At 39.0% G+C, this 19,835-nt stretch carries 20 protein-coding genes; 11 read left to right on the top strand and 9 right to left on the bottom strand.

Going from position 1 to position 19,835, the window contains the following annotated elements; genetic code table 11:
- Positions 1-28: 28 nt before the first annotated feature.
- From AAV97_RS20405 to AAV97_RS20385, 5 genes are all read right to left on the bottom strand, one after another.
- Complete coding sequence (locus AAV97_RS20405; protein ID WP_004829320.1) at positions 29-1,090, bottom strand: sulfate/molybdate ABC transporter ATP-binding protein; 1,062 nt, start codon at positions 1,088-1,090, stop codon at positions 29-31.
- A gap of 10 nt (positions 1,091-1,100) precedes the next feature.
- Complete coding sequence (cysW, locus tag AAV97_RS20400) at positions 1,101-1,997, bottom strand: sulfate ABC transporter permease subunit CysW (RefSeq protein WP_009584164.1); 897 nt, start codon at positions 1,995-1,997, stop codon at positions 1,101-1,103.
- Positions 1,994-2,827 carry a sulfate ABC transporter permease subunit CysT gene (cysT, locus tag AAV97_RS20395; protein WP_035300041.1) on the bottom strand — a complete coding sequence of 278 codons (834 nt, stop codon included), beginning with the start codon at positions 2,825-2,827 and terminating at the stop codon, positions 1,994-1,996. The genes cysW and cysT overlap by 4 nt, the downstream gene beginning before the upstream one ends.
- 81 nt (positions 2,828-2,908) lie before the next feature.
- Positions 2,909-3,514: an RBBP9/YdeN family alpha/beta hydrolase gene (locus AAV97_RS20390; protein ID WP_005032813.1), complete on the bottom strand. Its 606-nt coding sequence runs from the start codon at positions 3,512-3,514 to the stop codon at positions 2,909-2,911.
- Positions 3,515-3,555: 41 nt separating this feature from the next.
- A complete protein-coding gene (locus AAV97_RS20385; protein ID WP_034708264.1) occupies positions 3,556-4,566 on the bottom strand; it encodes a sulfate ABC transporter substrate-binding protein in 1,011 nt (336 codons plus the stop codon).
- Positions 4,567-4,728: 162 nt separating this feature from the next.
- Here AAV97_RS20385 and pabC point away from each other — a divergent pair, with 162 nt between their 5' ends.
- The 8 genes from pabC to AAV97_RS20345 all read left to right on the top strand — a co-directional run bounded on the left by pabC (position 4,729) and on the right by AAV97_RS20345 (position 11,043).
- Complete coding sequence (gene pabC / locus AAV97_RS20380; protein ID WP_046761570.1) at positions 4,729-5,550, top strand: aminodeoxychorismate lyase; 822 nt, start codon at positions 4,729-4,731, stop codon at positions 5,548-5,550.
- Positions 5,543-6,610 (top strand): endolytic transglycosylase MltG, encoded by a 1,068-nt coding sequence (mltG, locus tag AAV97_RS20375; protein WP_046761569.1) that lies wholly within the window; start codon positions 5,543-5,545, stop codon positions 6,608-6,610. Before pabC ends, mltG begins: the two co-directional genes overlap by 8 nt.
- Before the next feature lie 2 nt (positions 6,611-6,612).
- Positions 6,613-7,212, top strand: a complete 600-nt coding sequence (gene tmk / locus AAV97_RS20370; RefSeq protein WP_004829305.1) for a dTMP kinase — start codon at positions 6,613-6,615, stop codon at positions 7,210-7,212.
- An 83-nt stretch (positions 7,213-7,295) separates the two neighbouring features.
- Positions 7,296-7,712 (top strand): PaaI family thioesterase, encoded by a 417-nt coding sequence (locus AAV97_RS20365; RefSeq protein WP_010591279.1) that lies wholly within the window; start codon positions 7,296-7,298, stop codon positions 7,710-7,712.
- Positions 7,713-7,887: 175 nt separating this feature from the next.
- The gene (locus tag AAV97_RS20360) at positions 7,888-8,877 is read left to right on the top strand and encodes a hypothetical protein (RefSeq protein ID WP_042087690.1); all 990 of its coding nucleotides are present in this window, start codon (positions 7,888-7,890) and stop codon (positions 8,875-8,877) included.
- A 4-nt stretch (positions 8,878-8,881) separates the two neighbouring features.
- Positions 8,882-9,757 carry a histone deacetylase gene (locus AAV97_RS20355; protein ID WP_046761568.1) on the top strand — a complete coding sequence of 292 codons (876 nt, stop codon included), beginning with the start codon at positions 8,882-8,884 and terminating at the stop codon, positions 9,755-9,757.
- Positions 9,758-9,871: 114 nt separating this feature from the next.
- Positions 9,872-10,267: a hypothetical protein gene (locus AAV97_RS20350; RefSeq protein WP_009584173.1), complete on the top strand. Its 396-nt coding sequence runs from the start codon at positions 9,872-9,874 to the stop codon at positions 10,265-10,267.
- On the top strand, positions 10,267-11,043 hold the full coding sequence (locus tag AAV97_RS20345) for a helix-turn-helix domain-containing protein (RefSeq protein ID WP_046761567.1): 777 nt from the start codon (positions 10,267-10,269) through the stop codon (positions 11,041-11,043). Before AAV97_RS20350 ends, AAV97_RS20345 begins: the two co-directional genes overlap by 1 nt.
- Before the next feature lie 82 nt (positions 11,044-11,125).
- Here AAV97_RS20345 and nadB read toward each other — a convergent pair whose 3' ends face one another.
- Entirely contained in the window at positions 11,126-12,769 is a 1,644-nt protein-coding gene (gene nadB, locus AAV97_RS20340) for an L-aspartate oxidase (RefSeq protein WP_046761566.1), read from the bottom strand.
- 225 nt (positions 12,770-12,994) lie between these two features.
- On the opposite strand from nadB, the gene AAV97_RS20335 reads away from it, so the two are divergent.
- Positions 12,995-14,395, top strand: coding sequence for a Do family serine endopeptidase (locus AAV97_RS20335; protein ID WP_004829291.1), 1,401 nt, complete (start codon positions 12,995-12,997; stop codon positions 14,393-14,395).
- A 97-nt stretch (positions 14,396-14,492) separates the two neighbouring features.
- Positions 14,493-14,945, top strand: coding sequence for an acyl-CoA thioesterase (locus AAV97_RS20330; RefSeq protein ID WP_004829286.1), 453 nt, complete (start codon positions 14,493-14,495; stop codon positions 14,943-14,945).
- A 138-nt stretch (positions 14,946-15,083) separates the two neighbouring features.
- On the opposite strand, the gene AAV97_RS20325 is transcribed toward AAV97_RS20330, so the two are convergent.
- Genes AAV97_RS20325 through AAV97_RS20315 form a run of 3 tightly spaced genes read right to left on the bottom strand, consistent with a single transcriptional unit; the run spans position 15,084 to position 18,585 of the window.
- A complete protein-coding gene (locus tag AAV97_RS20325; RefSeq protein ID WP_046761565.1) occupies positions 15,084-15,938 on the bottom strand; it encodes a phosphatase PAP2 family protein in 855 nt (284 codons plus the stop codon).
- Entirely contained in the window at positions 15,935-17,557 is a 1,623-nt protein-coding gene (locus AAV97_RS20320; RefSeq protein WP_046761564.1) for an ArnT family glycosyltransferase, read from the bottom strand. Before AAV97_RS20320 ends, AAV97_RS20325 begins: the two co-directional genes overlap by 4 nt.
- Entirely contained in the window at positions 17,554-18,585 is a 1,032-nt protein-coding gene (locus AAV97_RS20315) for a glycosyltransferase family 2 protein (protein WP_046761563.1), read from the bottom strand. Before AAV97_RS20315 ends, AAV97_RS20320 begins: the two co-directional genes overlap by 4 nt.
- Positions 18,586-18,692: 107 nt before the next feature.
- On the opposite strand from AAV97_RS20315, the gene AAV97_RS20310 reads away from it, so the two are divergent.
- Complete coding sequence (locus AAV97_RS20310) at positions 18,693-19,706, top strand: lysylphosphatidylglycerol synthase domain-containing protein (RefSeq protein WP_228136576.1); 1,014 nt, start codon at positions 18,693-18,695, stop codon at positions 19,704-19,706.
- The last annotated feature ends 129 nt before the right edge of the window (positions 19,707-19,835 follow it).

The raw sequence follows: 19,835 nt of genomic DNA, 5'->3' as shown, positions 1-19,835 counted from the left end.
AGGTGGGGAGTACTCATCCTGTCGACGATTACGCGACTTGATTTTCAAATAGGTGAAGTGTAGATGCACTTACCCAAACTGTTTGATTTGGTCTGTATTGATGTAATTTTGCTTCTTCTGGATTTAAAGCAATTTCAATCAGTTGTCCTTGGCGATCTTGTAACTCCGCCATGACTTTACCGGCAATCCATAATTCACGTAAGAAGGTTGCTTGAATTGCATTTTCAGTCGGTTGTGCGTGAATTCTCAATTCATTTGGTCGAGCAAAAGCAATCACTTTACCATCAGCCGTATTTTGCGTTGAAGGCAGTTGGATTCGATCATCACCAATTTGAATAATACCTTGATGGTTCTCACCTTCAAATCGATTCGCTTGACCTAAAAAGTCAAAGACAAATGGTGTTGCTGGTTTCTCATAAACTTCTCGTGGCGAGCCAATCTGTTCGATATCACCTTTATTCATCACCACGATTTGATCGGCGACTTCCAATGCTTCTTCTTGGTCATGGGTCACAAAAATAGAGGTGATATGCAACTCATCATGCAGGGTTCTGAGCCAACGACGCAATTCTTTACGGACTTTGGCATCAAGTGCACCAAATGGTTCATCCAGTAACAACACACGTGGTTCAACAGCTAAGGCACGTGCCAAAGCAATACGTTGACGTTGACCACCAGACAGTTGGGCAGGATAGCGATCTGCCAAGAAACCCAATTGAACCAGATCCAGCAAACGTGTAACACGTTTTTTAATTTCAGTTTCATTCGGGCGTGTTGATTTAGGACGAACACGTAAACCAAATGCGATATTGTCATATACAGTCATATGGCGAAATAAAGCATAGTGCTGAAATACAAAGCCCACCTGACGTTCACGTACGTGAATATTGGTTGCGTCTGTACCCTCAAGAATCACTTGACCTCGATCTGCTGATTCTAGACCGGCGATAATACGAAGTAGTGTGGTTTTACCACAACCTGAAGGTCCAAGTAAGGCAACCAATTGACCTTCTGGAAAATCCAGAGAGATGTTTTTAAGTGCATGGAATGCACCAAAGTTTTTTTCAATATTTTTAACTTGAATACTCATGTGCAATTCCTTAAGAAACAGTAGATTCTTTACTTTCACGGTCTTGTTTTTCTTGGCGATATTCAACCCATGTTTTTAAAATAAGGGTAATAATTGCCAAAAATGCTAACAAGGTCGAAACCGCAAAAGCAGCACTAATCGAATTTGGTTCGTTATATAAAATTTCAATATGTAAGGGTAAAGTATTGGTTTCACCACGGATATGCCCAGATACGACCGACACTGCACCAAACTCACCCATTGCACGGGCATTACACAAAATTACGCCGTAGATCAGACCCCATTTAATGTTGGGAATGGTGATTTTCCAAAAGGTTTGCCAACCTGATGCGCCGAGTACAATAGCCGCTTCTTCTTCCTCTGTACCTTGAGCTTCCATGAGTGGAATTAATTCACGGGCAACAAATGGAACGGTAATAAATACGGTGGCAATGATGATTGCAGGTGTGGCATATAGAATTTTAATGTCATGTTCAATTAACCATGACCCAATCCAACCTTGCGAACCAAAGATCAATACCAGCATCATACCCGCAATCACTGGTGATACAGAAAATGGAGCATCAATAATCGTGGTGAGGATAGACTTGCCACGGAAATTAAATTTAGCGACACACCATGCGGCAGTAACACCAAAAATGACATTCAGTGGAACGGCAATTGCTGCGGTGAGTAAGGTGAGTTTCACGGCAGATAAAGTGTATGGATCGATCAATGATGCGAAATAAACCTGAACTCCTTGTTTCAATGCCTCAACAAAAATCAGCACTAAAGGAAGAACTAAGCAACTCAGGAAGAAGATTAACCCAATAATAAGTAGGGTATAACGCACCCATATTGGTTCACGGGTTGCATCACGAGATTGTAGCTTTTCAGCCAAGGCATTGCTGTTGGTATTTAAGCTCATCGTGCAGTTCTCCCTGTACGGCGACTTGCCCAAGCCTGAATCAAGTTAATCAGTAGTAAAATAAAGAAAGAAATAATAAGCATTACCACAGCAATGGTGGTTGCTCCAGCATAATCATATTCTTCTAAACGGGTAATAATCATCAATGGTGCAATTTCAGTTTCGTAAGGAATATTCCCTGCGATGAAAATAACTGAACCATATTCACCCACGCCCCGTGCAAATGCTAAGGCAAAACCGGTTAACAATGCTGGGAAGAGAATAGGTAAAATGATTTTAGTCACGATTTGAAAACGATTAGCACCGAGTGCAGAAGCGGCTTCTTCCAGTTCTGTTTCAAGGTCGCTCAATACAGGTTGCACTGTGCGTACAACGAAAGGGATTCCGATAAAAATCAGGGCTAAGGTAATACCCAGAGATGTATAGGCGATTTTAATCCCTAATGGTTCAAGCAATTGTCCAATCCAGCCGGTTGAGGCATATAAAGAGGTCAGAGCAATACCTGCAACCGCGGTAGGTAAAGCAAAAGGTAAGTCGACAAGTGCATCGACTATACGTTTGCCTGGAAATGAATAACGGACTAAGCACCACGCCAATAAAAAACCAAAAATCACATTGATCAAGGCTGCAATGAGAGCGGTGGTAAAACTGAGCTGTAATGATTTTAAAATACGTTCAGAGCTCAAGATTTCCCATAAACCATCCCAACCTACGCCTAATGATTTTATGAATACGGCAGAAAGTGGTATCAGTACGATTAAAGATAGATACGCTAGGGTGAAGCCTAGTGAAAGACCAAAACCTGGCAGCACTCGGGATCGCTGCGACATGATGACTCCTCAAAAGAGAGAAAGCTTATTGAAATCAATAAGCAAATTTAAAACGATTTTTGCAAGCTTAAAAGGCAATGGTTAAATTGCAAATTTAAAAAACAACTTGGTATCATCAGTATTACTCATAAAGATTTTTTGTTGCTCTATGATTAAGTGATCATATATTTCTGGAAAATGTCCAAAACCTGAAGCAACATTGATATGACCGACTTGACCTAAATTTCTTGGCTTGATTTTCCAAGCACGCGCCAATTTTTGAGCATCTTCAAAGTCTAACCAAGGGTCATTTTCAGAAATAATCATTTCAGCTGGAACAGCAATATTTAAGGTTTGAAAATAATTTTCATAATTGCCAATACTGTTTCGAGCAAAACCAGCTTCACCAAAACGTGCAGGATTAGCTGGTGCAACTAAAATAACTTTTCTCACTTTAGTGGTAATTTCAGGATGTTGTGCCAAAGCTGCAACAGTCGTCAAGCAACCAAAACTATGTGCAACAATTTGAACAGGCTGAGGCGCATTCAATACAGTTCTGACAAATTCAGCAACCCAGTCTTTTAATATAGGTAAGTTCCAATCCTGTTGCTTTACACGAGAGCATGACATGAGTTCACGTTGTAATTTAGACTGCCAGTGATCGTAATCGCTTCCACCAACGCCCGGAACAATAATGGTATGAATCATGTCGGTGCTCCTGTTTTTTAGTTTAAGTTGATTGAGATCAGTTATTTACTGCTTGCATTGGCTTTAACAATTTGATCAAATACACCATTGTTGTCAAAGTGTTGTTTTTGAACTTTTGTCCAGCCACCAAACTCTTTATCAATTGTCACCAATTTCAATGGCTTGAATGTGGTTGCATATTTTTGCAATGTCGCAGCATTACGAGGACGATAGAAGTTTTTAGCTGCAATTTCCTGACCCGCAGGTGAATACAAATAGTTCAAATAAGCTTTCGCTAGATTTAAATTACCATCTTTTTCAGCATTCTTTTCTACGATCGCCACTGGTGGTTCTGCCAAGATCGATAATGATGGGGTGATGATCTCAAACTTACCTGGCTGCTCACGGGTAGACAGATAAGCTTCGTTTTCCCAAGCCAATAACACATCACCGATGCCACGTTCGGCAAATGTGGTTGTTGCACCGCGCGCACCTGAGTCAAGCACTTTGGTTTGTTTATAAATTTGACGAACAAAATCTTGCGCTTTTGCATCTGAACCATATTTATGCTTTGCCCAAGCCCAAGCTGCTAAATAGTTCCAACGTGCACCACCCGATGTTTTCGGGTTTGGCGTAACGATTTCTACGCCCGGCTTAACCAAATCACCCCAGTCTTTGATTCCTTTTGGATTACCTTTACGAACCAAGAATACGATAGTAGATGTATATGGTGTTGAGTTCTGAGGAAATTTCTTTTGCCAGTCTTTTGGCAATAAATTGGTACTTTGTGCAATCGCATCAATATCTGCTGCTAAAGCAAGGGTAACCACATCAGCCTGTAAACCATCAATCACTGCTCGTGCTTGTTTGCCTGAACCACCATGAGATTGTTTAAACTGAATGTCTTGCCCTGTTTTAGACTTCCAGAATGTCGCGAATTGTTTGTTGAAGTTATCGTACAATTCTCGTGTTGGATCATAAGATACGTTTAAAAAATCTTTTGCTGCCACGCTGAAAGATGTGGTTGAAATCAGTGCTGCTGCTACAGCAAATTTAAGTTTAGAGAACTGCATTTTTTGCCCCATTTATTTCTGAAGTTCGGTAAGATGGTGTAAGCATAATGCGAGTCTTTATTCATAAAAAATAATAAAAAACGAATTTTATATGAATAAAAGAGAAATAGATGTTATGTATGTTTCAGAATGTAATTGGGTAAAGCCACAGGAAATTGTGTAATGATCTGTTTTAAAAATGCTCAACAAATTGATTCTATTCCACTTTTGGATCGAGCATTTCATTATGGTGATGGTTGCTTTACCACAGCCAGATTTCATCAAGGAAATTTTGAACTGGAGTCTTTGCATCGTGCACGAATAAAATTGGCGGCAGAACGACTTTATCTAAATTTTGATTTTGAGCTTTTGGATCAAAGCTTGGCGTTACTCAAGCAACAATTTAGTATTTTAAACGGGACGCTCAAACTTGTTTTGAGTCGAGGTGAGGGGGATCGTGGTTATGCGATGCCTGATCATGATGCTGATTTTTATTTGATGTTTTACCCAAAAGTGACCAGTCATTTTCAACCTGAATTTATTCAAAGTGGTGTTTTAAATCAGGCGATTGGTTTATTAATGCCCAATTTAGTGGGTTTGAAAACATTGAATCGTTTAGAACAGGTCATGCTAAAAAAAGAAGCACAACAAAATGGCTGGATAGAAGCGCTGGTGACCGATGTGCAAGGTTCAATTGTCGAAGGGATCAGCAGTAATTGCTTTTTTCAAATAAACAATACATGGATTACCCCTGAACTTCGCTATAATGGTGTGCATGGGGTGATGCGTGCTGAAATATTGTCACGAATGCAACATGATGGTGTTTCCTGTGAACAACGTTTTATTGATATGGATGAAATTAAGTATATTCAGAGTTTATTTTTCTGTAATGCATTAAGTCCAATGAAAGCGGTGACAACATTGAATCATCTGAATTTAGACACTCAACCTTGTGTTGAGTTATTTAACACTTTAAATTTAAGTCAGTTTAATTCTCATGCCTAAAGCGAAATCTAAGCCCAAATCTAAAAAGAATACTCAAGCCAAAGCAGGCACGAACATCTATAAAGGCATTGCAATTTTTGTGGTGGTTCTTTTAGTCATCATTGGCATTATTTTAAAAATGAGTCTTTTTAAAAGCTACCCAGTTTCTGGAGCGAAACAAAAGCTTTCCATTACAAATGGAGAAACCTATACAGGTTTTATTGATGATTTAGCCAAAGAAGATAAAGTCAATTTTCCAATTATTTTAAAGTTGTATCGTAAGATTTTCATTCACGATACCATGAAAGCTGGAGTCTATGAAGTCAGCAAAGGCATGAGTGTACGCCAAGTTTTAGAAATGGTGTCAAATATTGAAAATGCTCAAATGAGTCGACTTTTGGTCATTGAAGGCACAACGGTAAAGCAACTGATTCAATCTTTAAATAAAGATCCATTGATTGAAAAATCAGTCATTCAGCTTCCTCGTGGCGAGATGCTAAAAGTATTGGGTATTCCTTATGAGCATCCAGAAGGATTGTTTGCACCAGACACGTATTTTTTTGATAAAGGGGCTACCGATAAGCAGATTTTGACAGATTTGTATCAGCGTCAAATGAAAATCTTAGATGATGCTTGGGAAAAACGCGCACCAAACTTACCTTATAAAACAAAATATGAAGCCTTGATTATGGCGTCGATCATAGAGAAAGAAACCAGTGTTGACAGTGAGCTTAGGCAAGTTTCTGGTGTATTTTGTCGCCGTTTGAAATTGGGAATGCGTTTACAAACGGATCCAACCGTAATTTATGGTATGGGGGATAAATATACAGGTAAGATTTCAAAACAAGATTTGCGTACGCCAACCGCCTATAATACCTACACGATAAATGGTTTACCGCCTACGCCGATTGCGCTACCAAGTAAAAAAGCGATTGAAGCGACAATGCATCCAGATGATTCTGAAAATATTTATTTTGTTGCAACTGGAAATGGTGGTCATAAATTTAGCTCAAATTTAAATGACCATAATCGTGCGGTACAACAATATATTGAAGTTATGCGATCTAAAGTTAAGGAATGAGTATGTTTATAAGTTTTGAAGGAACTGAAGGGGTAGGAAAAACCACACTCATCCAAAAATTGTATGAACATTTTCAACAGCAAGGTAAACAAGTTGTTTTAACGCGTGAACCTGGTGGCACACCTTTAGCTGAGCAAATCCGTTCATTGTTGCTGTCTGTAAATCATGAAGAGCAAATGAGCCATGATACTGAGTTATTGTTGATGTATGCAGCACGCGCGCAACATTTGGCAGCTGTGATATTACCTGCATTGGCACAAGGCAAAATTGTATTATGCGACCGTTTTGTCGATTCAAGTTTTGCCTATCAATGCGCTGGTCGTGGTTTAAGTCGGGAAAAGTTACAACTGTTAAATCAAAATTTTGTTTCTAAAATGCCAGATATTACTTTTTGGTTGGATGCGCCGATTGAACTTGGGATGAATCGTGCACGAGCTCGAGGCGCTTTAGATCGTTTTGAACAAGAAAAAGTGGTGTTCTTTGAGTCTGTACGTAGTGGCTTTTCTGAAATTCATTTACGTGATGCGCAAAGAATGAAACGTTTAGATGCTACTCAAACACCAGAGCAAGTCTTTGCAGAAGCTTTGCGCTACCTAAAATAACTGTAATTGATTCATTTATTCTGATGTTTTCAATCTCAAAAGTCTTTATATTGTTTTAGGTCAAGGATATAAAGACGTGAATGATGAAAAGTACAAAAACTGAAATCGTTGAATTTTTACAGCAATTTTTTTCACCAAGCTTAGCGCGTTGTGAAATCGAAGAAGTGACTGAAAAAGGTGCTTCTTTGGTTTGGCATGTCAGTGATCAAGACATTCGCCCAGGTGGAACAGTATCAGGTCCAACCATGATGGCATTGGCTGATTTTGCCTTATATGTGGCGATTTTAGGAGAAATCGGATTAATTGGCTTGGCTGTAACGACCAATATGAATATCAATTTTCTACGTAAGCCTACTGGCGGTGTAGATATTCGTGGTGTTTGTAAATTAATGAAGGTCGGTAAAGCTCTAGTTGTCGGTGAGGTATGGATTTACTCTTTAGATTCAGATGATCCTGTTGCTCATGTCACTGGAACATATTCAATTCCTCCACAAAAATAAGCAACGTGTATAAAAAGCACAAATACTTCATTTATTAGGTGAAATATATCATTTAATCTAGCTGGAATTCGCTTTGAGATGCTATATTGAGTTATCTCGGGGATAATGCTAATTTATTCATAATAAATAGTTTATTTTTAAAAATTAAATCATTTTATAAAACGGAATAGAGAATATGTCATCAGATCATGAAGTCGTTCGTTTGTTTAAGGAAAATGTTTTTCCCTTATCAAATAAATTGACAGAGATGTTAAATGAACACTATTCGCATCAGACGGAACGCCGAGGTTGTGGATACACACAAGCAACTCGAGTCTTGGCTGAGTATATTAATTTTCCTCGTGACAACGTTGAAGCGACGGATTTAAAAATATTTCAAGACTATGACTTTAAAAGATTAAAGAAAATTATTGATCAAAAAAATATCTATGGTTTTGATATTGAGGATTGGCATAATCTAGATCAAAACCGCTCAATTGAAAACTTTCTCGCTGACCCGCAGCAACAAAAAAATGATGATTTTAGAGTCCTTGTTGAGCAAGAGGTTACAACCCAAGCAAGTTTAAGAAAATTATCTCAGCAGGCTGAACTTGAAGAAAGCCAAATCATTTGTTGTATGCTGGAAGATGTGATTTTACCGAAAACAGCCGAGAAAACAGGTTATGTTGAAATCCAAACATTAGCGGGAAAACCTAAAGTAGGTTCTTGTCCAATGGCTGAAAATTTTTTCCTGAAAATCGCGCACCGTTCAATGCTGAGACAAGGTTCAATCAATATTTTTATCGATGAACAAAACCGCCCATTATTGATTGAAAAAATGAATATGGGGGATGATCATTCCTGTATCAACTTACAACCTTTAATCATGAATGGTATTCGCATTCCAGTTGGTTCTTTATTTTCGGTAGAATATGATATTGAACAAATTGACAATAAAGTGCCTAATCAAGAATTCAAAGGTTATATCATTCCATATAAAGAAATTCAGGGTTTTTGGTTTTTACGATTGACCACTTTAGCGATCTCACCTGAGAATCGAAAAAGAGCGTTCACTACCCATTTTGAACAACAAGTGAATAATGGATTATTTAGTCCTGATACAACCTTAATTAAACAGCTGAATGACGTTGCATTATCACAATTGAGAGTCGCTAGTCTCGGATAACTTTATGTTAAATGTTTGTTTTTCATCGCGCTATTTTGCTCAAACACATACCAATAGCATGGAAAAACTTGTTGCAGTTGCCGAGCAATTACAACAATTCAATCATTATAAATTTCACGAACCCCAACCTGTAGATCCAGAAATTTTAAAAGCCTTGCATTCTCCAAGATATGTGGAGGCATTTTTAACAGGACAACCGACTAAACTTGCAACTTTTGCTGGTTTTAAACCATGGAATGAACAATTACGTGATGCAGTTTTGTCCATCAATGGTGGGCAAATACTGGCGACGGAGCTGGCTTTTCAACATGGTATTGCAGCCAATATTGCACAAGGTTTTCATCACGCCAATTATGACTATGGCGGTTCATATTGTACCTTCAATGGCTTGGCACTGATTGCGCAGCATTTTGCGAATAAACGAATCTTTATTTTGGATTGTGATCAGCATGGTGGTGATGGAACTGCTGAATTTACCCGAAGATTAGAGAATTTATATAATTTTAGCATTTATGGTTTGGCATTTGGCTATCCAACGTATGAACGTGCCGAAAGTCGCCATGTACATACGAAGCATGGGAGTTTTGCGCAGTATACCATGGCGATACATGAGGCTTTTCAACGAGCCAATGAGTGGAAGGCTGATATAATTATTTACCAAGCAGGCATGGATTGCCATCAAGCAGATCCTTACGGTTCAGCGTGGTTGAGTACAGAGTTAATTCAAAAACGCGATGAAATGGTATTTAATCTTGCGAAGCGGGAAGGAATTCCACTGATGTTTGTGCTGGCAGGTGGATATCAGAAGCTTGAGGATTTGGTCAATTTACATGCTCAAACTTTTCATACAGCACATCAGATTTATTATAAAAAACCATAAAGATAAAATTCATAAAAATTTGGCTGGATTACCCTATTTTTTGGCTCAATTGGGTAATGTGTATTCATGTGAGCACAATAAAATGATAATTATTCTTATTTGAGGAGCCATGCCATGTTTATCCAAAATTTAGAAAATTTTCCAATCATCCCTGTGAGCTTCCGACCCGATGATGCCGTTTCAGTCAGTGAAACCATTGCCATATATGAATCATTACTTAGCCGAAAAGAAACATTTGTCTTTCTCAGTGAAGGCGCATTTCCTGCACAAAAGGCGGATCACGAGGCACGTAAACAGGTTGCTGCTTGGGTAAAGTCAAAACGTGAGATTTTGGCACAATACGTTAAAGCATTTATCCATATTGAGCCAGATGCAGATATTCGCTTGGAAACTCAAAAGTTTGCCAATAATTTTATTAAGTTCTCAGGTTATCCGATGTTTATTGTCGATAATCATCAACAAGCGAATAAAATAATTGATGCTGTGCTCAGGAGAAAAATGGGCGAATAATGATGCAAAATGAAACCTTCCATTCACGATTGGATCAGCATAATTTGCCTTTATTTGTATTAAAAATCGATCGGCAAGTTCCAGACTGGGAACTTGCTTCTCACCAACATGAGCAAAGTCAGTTATTGGCAACTACAAGCGGATTGATTACGGTTGAAACACCATCAGGAATTTGGGTAGTTCCAGCGCAGCATGCCTTATGGATTCCATCAAATACCTTACATAAAGTCAGTAGTTACGGTATTTCAACAGGTTATGTAGCATTTGTTAATACTGTGTTGCAGCATTTTTCAGCACACACATGTACCATGTTACAAATGACCCATTTAATGAATGCAATGTTAGAACGGATTGAAACATTTTCTGAAACATCATTTGTAGAAAACAATCGACGTTTAATGGACTGTTTGCTAGATGAAATACAGTCTACTGCTCACCCAATATTTTATTTACCGATGCCAAAAGATTCGCGTATGTTACAGATCGCGCATGATTTATTAAAACAACCAGATCAAAATCTAAATTTGGCTGAATGGGCGAGTCGTTGCTGTATGAGCGAACGCAGTTTGACACGGATTTTTCATCACAATACTGGAATGAGTATTAATCAATGGCGGCGAAAATTACATGTGGTCTTGGCACTGCAATGGTTGACTGATGGGGATTCAGTCCATCAAGTTGCAATGAAATTGGGCTATGATAGTGATAGTTCTTTTATCGTCATGTTTAAGAAAATTATGCATCTATCGCCAAAAAGCTATATGCGACAATCATGAGAAATAATCAATAAAACCCAAGTGCGTTATTATGCAAAAAATGAATAATAGCCAGAATTATCTGGCTATTTAATTGTCCTCTTTAAACTTCAGCATTCACTAAAGGGGTTTCGACCGTAAAGTTAGGAGGGGTCAAAACGGTTTTTCTTAACTCGTTAGAAAGCTCGGGATAGTCTAGTGTGTAATGTAGACCCCGTGACTCTTTACGTTGCATTGCACAGCGCACGATCATTTCTGAAACCATGACCAGATTCCGTAATTCAATCAAGTTCTTACTGACATGGTAGTCTTGATAATACTCAGTAATCTCTTTTTTAAGCATTTCAATACGGTGTAAGGCACGTTGCAAACGTTTCGTGGTACGGACAATACCAACATAGTTCCACATGGTTTGGCGCAGCTCATCCCAGTTTTGTAAGATGACCACATCCTCATCTGGATTTGTCGATTGTGATGCATCCCATTCAGGAACATTCGGGCTTTTAAATTGGTGGTCAAATTTGGCTTCAATATCTTTTGCCGCACTCATGCCATATACGAAACACTCCAGCAGAGAATTACTTGCCATACGGTTTGCACCATGTAAACCTGTATAGGATGTCTCGCCAATCGCATATAAACCTGCAATGTCTGTTTGGCTGTTTTCATCCACAACGACACCACCACAGGTATAGTGTGCAGCTGGTACGACTGGAATCATATCCTGAGTAATATCAATTCCCAACTCCAAGAGACGAGCATACAGGGTAGGGAAGTGCTCTTTGACAAATTCTTTAGGTTTATGACTAATATCCAACCAGACATGCCGAATACCTAGACGTTTGATTTCATAGTCAATTGCACGGGCGACAATATCTCGTGGAGCAAGTTCAGCACGTTCGTCGAAGCGTAACATGAAACGTTCGCCATCAGGGAGACGTAAATACGCACCTTCGCCTCGCATCGCTTCAGTGATTAAGAAAGAGCGTGCTTGAGGGTGATATAAACAGGTTGGGTGAAATTGATTAAATTCCATATTTGCAACACGACAACCTGCTCGATATGCCATGGCAATTCCATCCCCAGTCGCAATATCAGGATTCGAGGTGTACAAATAAGCTTTCATGGCGCCCCCACAAGCAAGTGCGGTAAATGGGGCTAAAAACGTATGTACTTTTTCATTGCTTTCATCTAAGGCATAAAGACCCACTGCTCGGTTCTGTTGTTGTTTGTGCCCCAGCTTATGTGTAGTGATTAAATCAATCGCAATGTAGTTTTCAAAAATTTCGATATTTTTCTTTTCACGGGCTCTTTCAACTAAGGTGGTTGAAATCGCTTTTCCAGTGGCATCAGCTGAATGGATGATACGCCTTTGAGAATGTCCACCTTCACGGGTCAAGTGTAGTTGCTCATCTTCATCTAAGGTAAACTGAACACCGTGGTTTAACAGGAAATCGACTGAAGGTCGTCCACCTTCAACAGTATGCTTCACTGCATCAAGCTCACATAAATGCGCGCCTGCAATCATAGTGTCATCAATATGCTGTTGAATAGAATCGGTTTCATCAAGCACAGCAGCAACACCACCTTGAGCATAATAAGTGCTTGCATCTGTCAATGTAGATTTTGCTAAAACAGCAATATTGAAATGTTCAGGTAAGGATAAGGCTAAACTTAAGCCTGCACCGCCACTACCCACAATAATCACATCGAATTGATGAGTTGTGTTTAAATTAGGCATGTCCATCAGCTAATTTGAAAAATGTTTGCTAATAACACTCTTTTTTTTAACAAATTACAATAGTTAGATGCGTCAGATTTTAGTATAAATAGGCTATTCTCAGTCTCTTAATATGATTTTAAGTAAAGTATTGTTTTATAAAAAAATGTAAACATATTATTACGCAAAGACATCAAATAATATGTTACAAATATTTTTTAAGCACAATCATCAGATGTAGGTTCGTGATAAATGAGTAATGGTCTAATGCAAAAAGGAATGTATGCAGCAGTATTCACTGTCGCTGCGGCTACATCACAAGTACAAGCTTCAACACCTGTCGATTTTTCAAATTTGGTTGAACAGGTGAGTCCGGCAGTTGTCAGTGTAAACGTTGTGAAAAAACTGTCTCAGGAAGAATTGCTACAGCAGCAAGTGCCTGAAATTCTGAAACGTTTCTTTGGTAATCAGATCATTATTCCGCAACAGCGAGCGCCACAAGAAAAAACAGCTTATGGCAGTGCGTTCTTTATCAGTAAAGATGGTTATCTACTCACCAACCATCACGTGGTTGAAGATGCTTCTAAAGTGACCATCATGCTCAATGACCGTCGCGAAATTGATGCTAAAGTGGTGGGGAGTGATGAACGTACAGATGTGGCTTTGCTTAAAGTTGAAGGAAATAATTTCCCATCATTGTCGGTAGGCAATGTCGATCAACTTAAAGTGGGGCAGCCTGTACTTGCGATTGGTTCACCATTTGGTTTTGACTATTCTGCATCAGCAGGTATTGTCAGTGCGAAATCGCGAAATATGATGGGCGAAACTTCTGTTCCATTTATTCAAACTGATGTTGCCTTAAACCCTGGTAACTCAGGTGGTCCATTGTTTAACCAACAAGGTCAAGTGGTTGGAGTAAATTCACGTATCTTTAGTGGTACAGGTGGATATATGGGCTTGTCATTCTCTATTCCGATAGATGTCGCGATGGATGTCGTGGACCAACTGAAGAAGAATGGTAAGGTGACACGCTCATATCTTGGTGTAATGTTACAAGATATCGATCGAAATCTTGCGGAAGCGTATAAGTTGGATAAACCCGAAGGTTCATTGATTACTCAAGTGGCACCAAATTCGCCAGCAGAAAAAGCGGGCTTTAAATCAGGCGATGTGATCCTAAAATATAATGGTTCACCAATTTCACGTACTTCAGAATTATTGAATTATTTGAATCGTACTCAACCAAATCAATCTGTGAAACTTGAAGTATTGCGTGATGATAAGCCGAGAGTGATTACAGCAACATTAACTGTTGCTCCTGATGATACTCCTGCAAAAGTTGATAATACGACAACGTCAGCTAAGCCTCACAAAGGTCCTGTGATTGGTGTTGCGATTCGTGCTTTGACTGAGCAAGAAAAGAATCGTTTAAATGTGAAAGGTGGTGTGTTAATTCAAGATGTAACACGAGGCGGTTTGGCTGCTCAATCTCGAATCTTGCCAGGTGATGTGATTACGCAAGTGAACAATAAGAAAATCAACACACCGAATGATTTCGTGGATGCTGTAGCAGAGTTGCAGAAAAATACCGTTGCACGTGTGGCAATTGTGCGTGAAGGGCAACATGCGATGATTGGATTACGTATTCAATAAATCGAATTGATGTGAATCAGCCACTCTAAGAGTGGCTTTTTTATGTCAAAATGCAGCAGATTTTTTAAATAGTGATCAAGAGAGAAGGAACGTTTACATGAGCTCAGTATTTGATTTGGTTCTTCAAGTTAAACCAGAACATATCGATGTTTTAGGTCATGTGAATAATGTTGTCTATGTGCAATGGATGCAGGATGTGGCTTCAGCACATATTGAAACCTTAGGTGTGGGCTTAGATCAATATTTAGAAATGAAGCATGCTATGGTAGCCGTGGAGCATCATGTGCAGTACCGTAAAGCAGCGATGTTAGATGATAAGATCATTTTACGGACATGGCTCTATGATATTAACGCCTTGTATTCTTTCCGTCAGTATGCGTTTTTTAATGCCAAAGATCAGACTTTACTATTTACAGGCAATACCAAATGGGCGTGCATTGAAATTGCCACAGGTCGCCCAAAGCGCATGTCACCAACCTTTATACAGGCTTATCAACCGATAAATACAGACATAGATCCTTATGATTTAAACTCAATCGTAACAGTTTGAATCAAGACTCATGATTTGTTTTGAGTTTGATCATTAAAATAGTTTGGATTAATTCATCCAATAAAATATTACAGGTTGAATATTGCTTTATAAGTTAAAGAAAAAGGTAAAACTCAAGTGCGAGTGAAAACTTTAAATTTAAGATTTATTTTTCTCAAAAGCAACAGTCTGTAGTTGAATTGACGTTGAACGTAATCGTGGGCGGTAGCTGTGATCAAAGACCAATTTAACCCGAAAATTTAGCTCGATTAGAATAAGGGTAATGTAGGTCAAAGCACAGACAGATAATAATTTTGCCAAACCTAAAGCAAGTGGATAACCACCATCAAAACGCCATAGAAAACCTGCACTGATTGCGGCTAAAGCATATAAAATATTGGCACTAAAACGAGTTCGACCAATTTGTTTGTTTTTTGAGGACAGTTTTAGGATGATTGTTGCGCTATACCATCCCCACAGCGCACCAATCACAATATCTAATGGCCAGTGAACACCAACCACCACACGGCTTAATGCGATCAACGTTGCCAATGAAATTACACAGAAAGTAAATGCTCTGTGATATCTAAAACTATTGAGCTTAATATATTTACTCAATACACCCGCCAGTACAAATGCTGTTGCGGCATGACCGGAAGGGAAGCTATGATATTTTAGTGTCTTTCCGATGATCTCAACATTGTCTATGCCTAGATAAGTAATCGGACGAACAATTTCAAGGAATTGTTTAACGACATGTACACCTAAGCCAGTAATGAGTACGGCAAGAAGACCTAACCAAAGTAGATGAGCGTTGTGACGACAGAAAAATATCAACAGGACATAAGCCGTTAAACCATCTCCCATAAAGGTTATATTTTGCCAAAACCAATCTGAGTGTGGTGGCATTCCATTGATCATTAAGAAAAGCGGCGTATTGATTGCATAATAGTGATGAATAAGTTCCCAAGCTAAAACGCAAAATATTGGAACAATAAAGAATAGAATCATCATGAACTTCCTTTCATTTTTGGAAGTTTGACTAAAACAACACCTCCTTTGTTGAATAGAACTTCTGCATTAGGAAAGGCTTGAAGATTTTCTAAACCTGTAAAAACCACCTCGCCAGGTCTAGGTTCTCGTATAGGAACAACTTTTTGTAAGTAGATACTGAAACTGGGCATGTCATGACGCCACATCACAATGGGTTGCGTAATCTTCTGCGCAAATATTCCAGCTTGTTTGACAGGCTGCTGCTGGATAGATGCATAGGCAGGTATCACTACATGAATGATGGTTAAACTGAAAATGATGCTGGCTAAAACCTGACGTAGCCAAAGCACGTATTGACTACGGAATAAAATGATGAGTATGAGGAGGAGTGCGAAAAAAATAGAAAGCCGATATTGCAAATCCAAAAATGGTAATCCATCCCGGACCATTGCCACCACTTCAATTTTCTTTTCATGTGCAATAACGTACTGTCCAATTTCTGGAAGAAAAATCAGCAGCAGCATCAATAAAATGATGGGTAATGCGACTAAGTAGCGTGATCGCAGTTGATCGCGATATTTTGCCATCAGGATAAAAATTGGTGTTACACCATATAAAAGATAATGTGGAAGCTGGGTTTTAGAAAAGCTGAAGAATATCAGCACAAATAAAAACCAGCTCCAGCAAAAAATATCGAGCGAATCAAGACGCTTTAAAGCAGAAGAAGAAAGAAACAGCCGCAGATGACTTAATAACTGAAGAAAGAAACCTGTGACAGGCATAAAAACCAATAAACTTACAGGCAGGTAGTAAAGTAAATTCCCACCATGATTTTCCATCGTATTGGAAAATCGAGAAAGATTGTGCTTTAAGAAAAAGCCGTCAATAAATGCTTGCCCTTGTGCGAGATATTCAGCAATGTACCAAGGTAAGAAAACTGTAAGGCAGATTAACCATCCAAGTGGATTGATTAGTAAACGTTGCCAAGCTTTAATTTTTTTACTTAATAAGGCGTAAATTGTGATGCTGGCAATGGGGATTAAAATAGCAATCGGACCTTTGGTTAGCACACCTAAACCGACCCATAAATAAGCGCGTAAGGCATATTTTGCCGAGCTTTGTTGAGTGTCTTGCTGATTAAAATGACGATAAGCATCAAATAACGCAAGACAGATCCATAAATTAAGCAAAGCATCAGCTGTGGCTGCGCGTGCGATAATTGAAATGATCAAGGAGCTGGCGAGTAAAATACATGCTGTAGTCGCTTTCGATGTGTTTAAAAAATGCCTGCAAAACTCATAAACAGCCCAACACCAAAGCGTCGCACAGATTGCAGAAGGAAGGCGTAATGAGAATTCATTTAATCCAAATAGAAAGACAGAAATGGCTTGCAACCAGTAGATCAAAATGGGCTTGTCAAAGCGCAATTCACCGCCCATATAGGTGGTGATATAATCGCCTCGAATTAACATTTCCATGGTCGCAGAACTAAAAGCACCTTCATCAAGATCAAATAAGGGTGAGCTTCCCAAACCTATTAAAAAATTCAAAGCGAGCAATAAAATTAACCAACGCGATTGAAAAAGTTTTTGGGTTGATTGAAAAAGCGGGGAGATTAATATTGATGTCTGACCTGTCATTGCCCCCTCCGATGCTGGTAAACACGACGGATCAGATAGCTTTTATGATTTTTACTGTCTAGATAAGTTCGAGTAATCAGTTCAGCGATAATACCAGTCATCAAAAATTGTAGTGACATCAACACGCACATCACGCCAATGAGCAGCATGGGACGTGTACCGATGGAGTGACCCAGAATATATTTATCAATTGCCAGATAGGTCAGCATCACACTACCGATACAGCCCAAGAGCAGTCCGATTGAACCAAATAAATGACCGGGACGCATGAGATAACGTTGAAAGAACATCACTGACATTAAATCTAATATCACGCGAATCGTTCGAGAAATACCATATTTGGATTGCCCGAATTGTCTGGCATGGTGACGTACTGGTACCTCTCCAATACGTGAAACGGGAACGACACTGGCAACCCACAAAGGAATAAAACGATGCATTTCGCCGACTAAACGGATTTGTTTGATAATTTCGGCACGGTATATTTTTAGGCTGCATCCATAATCATGTAAGCGTAGACCTGATATTCGACCAATCAATCGATTGGCGAGTAAGGATGGAATTTTTCTTAACAATAAGGCGTCTTGTCGGTTTTTACGCCACCCCACCAAGAGATCAAGATCCTGATCGATCAGTTGTTGCAACATGGCTGGAATATCATGTGGATCGTTCTGTAAGTCACCATCCATTGTCACAATATACTGCCCTTGAGACTCGTCAATTCCAGCCTGCATGGCTGCTGTTTGCCCATAGTTGCGGCTTAATTGAATCAGTCGTGCATTCAAAGGGCTTTGAAGTAATTTTTGTTGAATAGTGTTTACAGTAGCATCACAACTACCATCATCAACCACGATTAATTCCCAAGGTTGCTGTTGAGTGCCTAAAGCCCGTTGTATGGTGTCGATTAAAGCGACAACGGTTTCCTCTTCATTGTAAAGAGGAATAATCAGTGAGAAAAAAATAGATGAGTAAGAGGGCTTAAGTAGATAAAGCTCTTCTTCAGGTTGTAATAAAAATGCGTTATGCATAGCAGATGTAATTGTTATTGGTTCGTGTTTGAATTATATATTGTTAAATTTAACTGAAAGATTACGATTCCATTATTTTTTAATGACAATAACAAAAGGTAGCGCCTGTGTCTGAACAGAGAGATCTAAATATAAATAATCAAGTTGGCAGGCGACCCAAATATTTGCCACAACTGTTACTGATGATTGCCATCGTTTTGTATGGTGCGGTGATTGAATGGTGGTTTGGTTGGTTACAAGTCATTCAGGCTTGGACACATGTACCTATCCAATATTTGATTATGGCTTTGATCCTGATGCAGATGACTTATCTGATACGAGGTTGGCGAATTTATGATTTCTTTTTACCCATCACTCGTGGGCAGGGGATGACATGTTGCCGAATCATGCTGATTCATAATCTACTCAATAACTTATTGCCTTTTCGTTCTGGAGAAATTAGTTTTCCTATACTGATGCGACGTTATTTTACTGTAAGCCTTAGCTATGCGACCGCGGGATTATTACTGCTTAGAATACTTGATTTACAAGTGCTGCTTGGATTGGGTTTCCTCACCCTTTTATTGTTAAAACACTCCAATAATGTATGGTTGTGGGGGGGGATGGTTTTATGGTTCACGTCTCCATTAATAATATTATTTTTTACGCCGAGGCTAAAACGTTATTCAGAAAAGCTTAATACTCAGGGGCGATTGAAAAATTTACTTGAACAAGTTTTATTGGCAATGCCATTACATTTGAACAGTTTGTTGCGGAGTTGGTTATTCACACTCATCTGCTGGGGAAGCAAGATTATGGTTTTTGCAGCTGTTTTAGGCTGGTTCATTCCATTGCAATGGTGGGAAGCAGTGGGTGTGAGTATTGGAGGTGAGTTGAGTTCCGTATTGCCTATTCATGCGCCAGCAGGACTTGGGACCTATGAAGCCGCAATATTGGCAACTGGAAAACTGTTTAATCTCTCAGAAGCTAAAGCATTATTATTTGCCGCTGTACAATTGCATTTGCTGATCATCATCAGCACACTATTCGGTGGTTTAATCGCGTTATTTATCCCTGCTCATGTTCAGTTTCCAACTAAAACTAAGGCAAATAAAAAGCAGGAAAAAGATGAAATAGATTGAAAGGGAAACTTACATACAGCCTATCGTAGAGATAGTTTTTCTCAAAGCCTTACTATATTTTTAACATTGATCTGCTTATACTGTGCAGCAATTGGGAAATTTCATTTTTTGCACGCCATAGGTACTTTT

This window comes from Acinetobacter sp. Ag2 (assembly GCF_001005515.1).
Lineage (GTDB): Bacteria > Pseudomonadota > Gammaproteobacteria > Pseudomonadales > Moraxellaceae > Acinetobacter > Acinetobacter bereziniae.
The sequence above is the reverse complement of the archived record's forward strand: the minus strand, read 5'-3'. Positions and strand labels throughout refer to the sequence as shown.